Annotated in this window: 6 protein-coding genes and 1 pseudogene; 2 read left to right on the top strand and 5 right to left on the bottom strand. The window is 74.0% G+C overall.

Features of this window, described 5'->3' with window-relative positions; genetic code table 11:
• The first annotated feature begins 217 nt into the window (after positions 1-217).
• Positions 218-910 (top strand): DUF4142 domain-containing protein, encoded by a 693-nt coding sequence (locus DKT68_RS30685; RefSeq protein ID WP_109820864.1) that lies wholly within the window; start codon positions 218-220, stop codon positions 908-910.
• A 66-nt stretch (positions 911-976) separates the two neighbouring features.
• Here DKT68_RS30685 and DKT68_RS30680 read toward each other — a convergent pair whose 3' ends face one another.
• The 5 genes from DKT68_RS30680 to DKT68_RS30660 form a co-directional block, all read right to left on the bottom strand.
• Positions 977-1,264 (bottom strand): Lrp/AsnC family transcriptional regulator, encoded by a 288-nt coding sequence (locus DKT68_RS30680; protein ID WP_074313163.1) that lies wholly within the window; start codon positions 1,262-1,264, stop codon positions 977-979.
• 79 nt (positions 1,265-1,343) lie between these two features.
• Positions 1,344-2,231, bottom strand: a complete 888-nt coding sequence (locus DKT68_RS30675; RefSeq protein ID WP_236647153.1) for a nucleotidyltransferase family protein — start codon at positions 2,229-2,231, stop codon at positions 1,344-1,346.
• Complete coding sequence (locus tag DKT68_RS30670) at positions 2,228-2,770, bottom strand: NUDIX hydrolase (protein ID WP_109820863.1); 543 nt, start codon at positions 2,768-2,770, stop codon at positions 2,228-2,230. Before DKT68_RS30670 ends, DKT68_RS30675 begins: the two co-directional genes overlap by 4 nt.
• 53 nt (positions 2,771-2,823) lie before the next feature.
• Positions 2,824-4,617 (bottom strand): RelA/SpoT family protein, encoded by a 1,794-nt coding sequence (locus DKT68_RS30665; protein ID WP_109820862.1) that lies wholly within the window; start codon positions 4,615-4,617, stop codon positions 2,824-2,826.
• 128 nt (positions 4,618-4,745) lie between these two features.
• Positions 4,746-6,500, bottom strand: a complete 1,755-nt coding sequence (locus DKT68_RS30660; protein WP_109820861.1) for a DEDD exonuclease domain-containing protein — start codon at positions 6,498-6,500, stop codon at positions 4,746-4,748.
• A 127-nt stretch (positions 6,501-6,627) separates the two neighbouring features.
• Between DKT68_RS30660 and DKT68_RS30655 the strand changes: the two are divergent.
• A pseudogene (locus DKT68_RS30655) lies at positions 6,628-7,460 on the top strand (NYN domain-containing protein); the annotation flags it as partial.

Below are 7,460 nucleotides of genomic sequence, written 5' to 3'. Positions count from 1 at the left end.
GCGGCGAGAGCCGCCACTGACCCCCCGATCGCACCGTTACGTGGCGCCCGCCGGAATTCCGGCGGGCGCCACGTCGTGTCCGCGTCCACCCCACCGCCCATCCGACCAGGAGTGGGACGGCCACGGCGCGACCGGTAGACCCCGCGCGACGGGCGATCGCAGGAATAACCCCGGTGAGCCGGGTATCCGTGCGGTCCAACGTCTCAAGGGGGGGAACATGTTGGGTATCAAACGCCTCGGCCTGTTGGCCGCGCTGGTACTGGTCGGCGTTGCGCCGGCCGCGGCCGCGCAGGCCGCGGCACAGCCGTCGACGCAGGACACCCAGTATCTGCAGGCGGTGCACCAGGTCAACCTGTTCGAGATCACCGCCGGTGACCTGGCCCAGCAGAAGGGCCAGAACCAGGGGGTCAAGGACCTGGGCGCGATGCTGAAGACCGACCACACCCAGCTCGACCAGACGGTGCAGCAGACCGCGTCCCAGCTCGGCGTGGAACTGCCGAACGAGCCCAGCGCCGACCAGCAGGCCGTCATCGACCAGCTGAACAACGCCAGCGGCGCGGAGTTCGACCGGCTGTGGGTGACCAGCGAGCTGGCTGGTCACGTCCAGGCCATCCAGGCCACCCAGACGGAGATCTCGCAGGGCTCCGAGCAGTCGGTGGTCCAGCTGGCCCAGACCGCCCTGCCGATCCTGCAGGCGCACTACGACGAGCTGGTCCAGCTCGCCAACCAGCTGGGCATCCCGGTCCCGCAGGCCAGCGCCAGCGGTACGCCCAGCCCGGGCGGCACTGGCACTGAGTCGCCGGCTCCGGGCGGCACCGGCACCGAGTCCCCGGCTCCGGGCGGCGGCACGACCGAGTCGCCGGCTCCGGGCGGCGGCACCACCGACACGCCGGCTCCGACCGAGAGCTGACGTAGCGGCAAGCAGACGGCCGGTCCACCCACGCGGTGGACCGGCCGCCGTGCACCGGGCTGTCGGTCAGTCGGCGCTGGCCAGGCCGATCGCGAACGCCTCCTCCAGGTCGTGCTGGGAGTACGCGCGGAACGCGATGTGCGACTCCGTGTTGAGCACACCCGGCACCTTGGAGATGCTGCCCGCGATGACCTGGGCGATCTGGTCGAACTCGCGGACCCGGACGATGGCGATGAGGTCGACGTGCCCGGCCACCGAGTAGACCTCGCTGACGCCGGGGAGGTTGGCCAGGTTCTCCGCCACCTCGGGGATCGCGTCGGTGGCGCAGTCGATCAGCACGATCGCGGTGATCACGGGGCATTTCTCCGTTCGTCGGCGTCGTCGCCCATGCTAGATGCTTCCGCCCGCGCCCGGAGGTGGGAGCTGCCGCGGCTCAGCCCTGGGCGGTGGCTGGCACGGTGCGGCCGTCGCCGGCCCGGATGGCGTCGTGCAGCCGCTCGCCCTCGCGTACCGTCGCGCCCGGCCAGACCACCCCGCGCCGCACCTCGCCGTACACCCGGGCGCCGGCGCCGACCACCGCCTCCACGCAGTGCCCGGTGACCGTGGCGGAGGGGTCGACGAGGGTGCCGCCGGCCGCCGCGTGCAGGTTGGCCTCCAGGTAGTCGGCCGGGGTGCCGGTGTCGTAGAAGGTGCCCGGGTACGGGGTGACCTCCAGCTCGCCGGCCGCCTCGGCGGGCCGCCAGACCGCACGTACGAGGTCGGAGAAGACCGCCGGCAAGTCGCGGACCAGCCGCCACGGCAGCAGCGAGAAGCCGGTGAAGCCGTGCCCGGCGAAGGTGCCCGGCGCCGCCGGGTCGGCGGCAGGCTGACCGAGCAGGCGTACGCGGTGCCCGTCCCAGCCGTCCAGCAGCGCCGCCACGTCCGGGCCGGGAGGCGCCGTCGGATCCGCCAGGTACGCGTCGGCGTTGCCGACCAGCACCGGCCGCCCGTCGATCCAGTCCCGCAGGTTGGCCACCCCGCCGGCGGTGCCGAGCGGGTCGCCGGGCTCCACCGACAGGTGTGCGCGGTCGCCGACGTGCGCGACCACCTGGTCGGCGAGGTAGCAGGCGTTCACCGCGACCCGTCCGGGACCGGTCAGGCCGAGGCCGGCGAGCCGGGCCAGCGCCCGGTCCAGCAGCGGCACGTTGCCCACCGGGCAGAGCGCCTTGGGCACGCGTTCGGTGAGCGGACGGAGCCGGGTGCCCTCACCCGCGGCGAGCACCACCGCGCAGACCTCCGCGCGCCGGTCGTCGCTCGCCGGCACGCCGGCCGCCCCGGTCACGGCGTGGTGTCGGGCACCGGTGGCGGGAACTGCCCGGCCAACGGCCCGATGTCGTAGTAGGCGAGCAGCCGGGCGGTCGGCCAGGTCAGCTTGGGCAGGTCGTCCAGTGGGTGCCAGGCCGCCTCGAAGACCTCCGCGCCGTCGACCGCCAGCTCGGTGTCGGACGCTGGCACCTCCGCCTCGAAGACCATGTCCACCCAGCCTTTGGCGTGCACGATCGCGTTGGGCACCGCCGGGCGCAGCCGGGACGGGGGGAGCCGGATGCCGGACTCCTCGAACAGCTCACGGGCCGCGCCCACCACCGGGGCCTCGCCCCGGTCCAGCAGGCCGGCGGGCAGCGACCAGCCCTTGCCGGGCGGCTGGCGCAGCAGCAGCAGCCGACCCGCGCCCGTTGCCTCGGCGTCGCGGACCAGCGTGACCGCGCCGACGATGTACTTCGGCACGGCCAGGCGGACCAGGCGACGGCGCACCGGCAGCGGCAACCGGTAGAAGGCCTGGTAGAAGAGGGCCCGACCGGTGGCGCGGGAGCGGGGGATCATGACTCCAGGCTAGTGGTCACGAATGTCCCTCGGACGCGCTGGGGCCCGCCCGGTCACTGTCGATGGTCGACCAGGTCGATGAGCTGGCGGACCACGGTGTCCGGTTCGATCACCCGGTCGAAGACCGCGACCAGCAGCGTCTCCAGGTCGGGGTAGCCCAACTCCTCGGAGAGGCGCAGCAGTGGCAGGTCACTGGCGAGGCCACGGTTGTGCTGGCGCAGGGCCAGCCCGATGGTGGCCCGGCCGAGGCGGACCTTGTCGCTGATCGTGATGCCCGGCTCGGTGTGCTCCGCGAACCACCGGTTGATCTGCATCTGGGCGTGCGGTGACTTCACGAAGCCGAGCCACTCCCGGCGCGGGCCGCGCGGCGCCGTCCCGGCCTCGAAGCCGTTGTCCGCGTCGTTCTCGGTGAAGATCTCCACCACGTCGCCCTCGTCCAGCTCCGAGCTCAGCGGCGCCAGCCGGCCGTTGATCCGGGCGGCGAGGCAGTGGTCGCCCCGTTCGCTGCCCAGCTCGTACGCGACGTCGACCGGCGTGGCACCGGCCGGCAGCACCACCTGCCGCCCGTCGGCGAAGACCTGGATCTGCCCCTCGGCGAGGTCACAGCGCAGCGACTCGAGGAACTGCGCCGGATCGGCGGCGCCCGGCTCCCAGTCCAGCACACGGCGCAACCAGTCGAGCTGCTCCGCGCGGGCCGCCGCGCTGCTGCTCCCCGAGCGGGGGAAGCGGAAGTCGGCGGCGATCCCGTACTCCGCCGAGCGGTGCATCTCCTCGGTGCGGATCAGCACCTCCACCGTGCGGTCCTGCGGCCCGCAGACGCTGGTGTGCAGTGAGCGGTAGAGGTTGTTCTTCGGCGAGGCGATGAAGTCCTTGAAACGGCCGGGGACCGGTCGCCAGGTGCCGTGGATCGCGCCCAGCGCGGCGTAACAGTCGGTGGCCGGGCCGTCGACCACCACCGCGATGCGCGGCAGGTCGTACGGGGCCGTGTGGCCGCCGGCGATGGTGTCCTTCCAGATCGAGTAGAGGTGCCGGGGTCGGGGGCTCACCTCGGCGTCGACCCGGCTGCGGCGCAGCGCCACCCGTGCCTTGGCGACCACCGAGTCGAGGTACGCGTCCCAGCCTGGCCGATCGTGCACGTGCCGGCTCAGACGGGCGTGCTCGTCGGGCTCCAGGTGCAGCAGCACGACGTCGTCCAGCTCACGCTTGAGGGTCTGGATGCCCAGCCGGTCGCAGAGGGGGACCAGCACCTCCTGGGTCTTGCGGGCGATCCGTTCCCGGGACGACGCGGAGCGCACACCGAGGGTGCGCATGTTGTGCAGCCGGTCGGCCAGCTTGATGATCAGCACCCGGACGTCCTTGGCGGCCGCGACGATCATCTTGCGGATCGTCTCCGCCTCGGCGGCCTTGCCGTAGAACGCCTTGTCGAACTTGGTCACCCCGTCGACCAGGTGGGCCACCTCGCCGCCGAAGTCCTCCGAGAGCGCCTGGAGCGTGTAGCGGGTGTCCTCCACCGTGTCGTGCAGCAGCGCCGCCACCAGCGTGGTGGTGTCCATCCCCAGCTCGGCGCAGATCTGCGCCACCGCGAGGGGGTGGGTGATGTACGGCTCCCCGCTCTTGCGGAACTGCCCGCGGTGCATGTTCTCCGCGATGGTGTAGGCCCGCCGGAGCACCGCCGGGTCGGTGCCCGTGTGGATGCCCCGGTGGGTCCGGACGAGCTGGGTGACCGGGTCGGAATCGGTGGTCGGCCAGGTCAGCAACGACCGCAGCCGGCGGGCCAGCGGCAGCTCACCCGACTGGGTCGGCAGGGCGCCCCCCAGGGCGGCGCCGTGTCCGGCGTCGACGTCCACGAGGGACACCTCCTCACCCCGGCCCCTCGCCCGCCGAGCCCGGCGGTCGGGAGCAGGCCCACGAATCGGGCAGGACTGCACTTCTCTAACAGCCTAAGCGAGTCGACGTAGTCCGATCGGTCACTTGGTCATGAGCGTTCGGTCGAGAGTTGGTGGGACGCGCCGTTCTCGGCCTTCGCGAGGAGGTCACGGAACCGTCCCGCGCCACCCACCGGAGACGACCACCCGGAGGACATCTCCACCAGCCGTGTCTCCGGTCGCTCCAACCAGGACAGGATCCGCTCGGACTCCTCCGCGGTGGCCGCCGGCACCGGGCCGTGGCCACCCGACACCGTCTCGGCGGTGGCCCGGATGGCGGTCAGGGTGGGTCGCGGGTGGACGCCGGGCGGGGACACCCCGGCGCCCGCCAGCCGCCCGTGCCGGACCAGGGCCAGCTCCCAGCCGCCCCGGGCCGCCGGCCGGGCCGCCGCCAGCTCGGCGATCCCGGTCAACGCGGCCAGCCGCTGCATCCGCACGGTGGCCCGCAGCACCGCCGCCAGCCGGGACCGCACCACCGCGGCCTCCTCGTAGCGCTGGTCACGGGAGAGCACGTCGATCCGGGCCAGCAGCGCGTCCACCACCGGCTGGGGGTCGCTGGCGGTGGCGGTGCGGAACGGCGCCGCCGCGCGGTGGTCGTACTCCTCGGGGGTGATCTTGTGCTCGCAGGGCGCCGGGCAGCGACCCAGCTCGGCCAGCGCGCAGGCCGGCGTGACCGTCCGCAGCGACAGCCGGTGCGTGCACTGGCGCAGCGGCACCGCGTCGTGGAAGCCCGCGGCGGCCAGCTCCGCCGCCCGCCGGGAGGTGAACGGCCCCAGGTAGGCGGTGTCGGCGGGGGAGAGGTCGCGGACCACCGACAACCGGGGGTACGGCCCGTCGGTCAGCTTGAGCCAGACCACCCGCTCCGGGTACTTCGACCGCCGGTTGTACGGCGGGGCGTGCGCCGCGATCAGCCGCAGCTCGCGGACCTCCGCCTCCAGCGAGTGCGCGCACTCCACCGCCTCGACCCGCTCGGCGGCGGCCAGCATCTCGGAGATCCGGGCCCGCTTCTCACCGGCGGTGAAGTAGCTGCGCACCCGGGTGGCGATGTCGCCGGAGGTGCCGACGTAGAGCGGCCGGTCGTCGGCGGCCCGGAAGATGTAGACCCCCGGCACCTTCGGCAGCCCCTCCGCCAGGTGCCGCTTGCGGCGCTGCGTCGGGGTTACCGCCCGGGCGAACTCGATGGCGTCGCCGACCGTGTCCACCCGGTGCCCGCCCAGCCGGCCGATCAGCCCGTGCAGCACGTCGACGGTGGCCTTCGCGTCGTCCAGCGCGCGGTGGGTGGGCTGCGTGGCGGTGCGGAAGTACGCGGCCAGCGTGCCCAGCTTGCGGTTGGGCACCTCGTCGCGGGTCAGCACCCGCCGGGCCAGCGCCGCCGTGTCCAGAACCCGGGGGTTGGGCCAGCGGTAGCCGTGCTTCGCGCAGGCGGCCTTGAGGAAGCCCACGTCGTACGGGGCGTTGTGCGCCACCAGGACCGCGTCGGTGATGAACTCCAGGAAGCTCGGCAGGACCTGCTCGATCGGCGGGGCCGGCAGCAGCATGGCCTGGGTGATCCCGGTCAGCACCGTGATGAACGGCGGGATCGGCTGCCCCGGATTGACCAGGGTGGCCAGCACCCCCAGCTGCTCGCCGCCGCGCACCTTCACCGCGCCGATCTCGGTGATGCCGCCGCCGTCCGGCGCGCCGCCGGTCGTCTCCAGGTCGACCACCACGAAGGTGGTCGCGTACAGCGGCAACGCCGGGTCCACCCCGCCCACCGCCGGGTCGAGACCGGCCAGCGACTCCTGGACGTACTCCGCCTGTGCCATCGCCGGCACGCTAGCGGCCCGGTCCGACACTCCCGTCACAGCGGTCTCACCAGTCGCCATGGGGCTAGGATGAGAGATCGGCTCACTCACCGGGCGGTGGGCCCGGTCGCGGTGGGAGACTTGCCACATGCCCCTCACCGAGCCGTACGACGACCACCTCCCCCCGGAGGATCCGGTTGCGCGCGACGGTGCCGTGGGCGACCCGGACAACGGCGACGAGACCACCGCCGACGCCTCATCCAGCCCGGCGGACGGCGGTGACGGGCCGACGACCGAGGCGGAGCCCACACTTCCCGAGCCGGTCCGGCAGCGGATCGTGGCGCTGACCGCGGCCGTGCTGCCCACCCTCCCCGGCGACGAGGTGCCGGTGCCGTTGCGGCGGGTGGCCAAGTTCGCCCCGAACCGGCGGGCCCGGCTCGGCGCGCCGGCCATCGCCGCCCAGCTCACCGCCGATCCGCTGTTCCGGCAGCGGGTCACCGCCCGGGTCCTGGTCGACGCCGGTGACCTCGGCGCGGCCGTCGTCGACGGCACCGCGCCGGCCGCCGCCGACCCGGTCGAGGTGGCCGCGCTGGCCTACCTGGCCCGGCCCCGCGGCTGGCGGGAGCTGATCGACGCCAGTGGCGCGGCGGTCCGCGCGGAGGCCGACAGCGCCGTCGTCGCCGAGCTGGTCCGCGAGGCCGAGCAGCGGGCCACCCGGGCCGAGCACGACCGGGCGGTGGCCCGGGTCGAGGCCGAGAAGCTCCGCGACGAGCTGGCCCGCGTCCGGGAGGAGATGGGCCAGCTCCGCGAGGAGTCCCGCCAGCTCGCCCGCACGCTGCGGGAGACCCAGGCCCGCGAGCGCAAGGCCACCGAGCTGCTGGCCACCGAGCGTGGCCGGGCCGCCCGCGCGAGCGCCGACGTGGACGCCGAACTGCGCCGGGCCCGCGCCCGGCTCGCCGAGGCGGAGGCGGCCTGGCCGAT

The sequence above is a fragment of the Micromonospora acroterricola genome (assembly GCF_003172955.1).
In the GTDB taxonomy this organism is placed as follows: Bacteria; Actinomycetota; Actinomycetes; order Mycobacteriales; family Micromonosporaceae; genus Micromonospora; species Micromonospora acroterricola.
The sequence above is the reverse complement of the archived record's forward strand: the minus strand, read 5'-3'. Positions and strand labels throughout refer to the sequence as shown.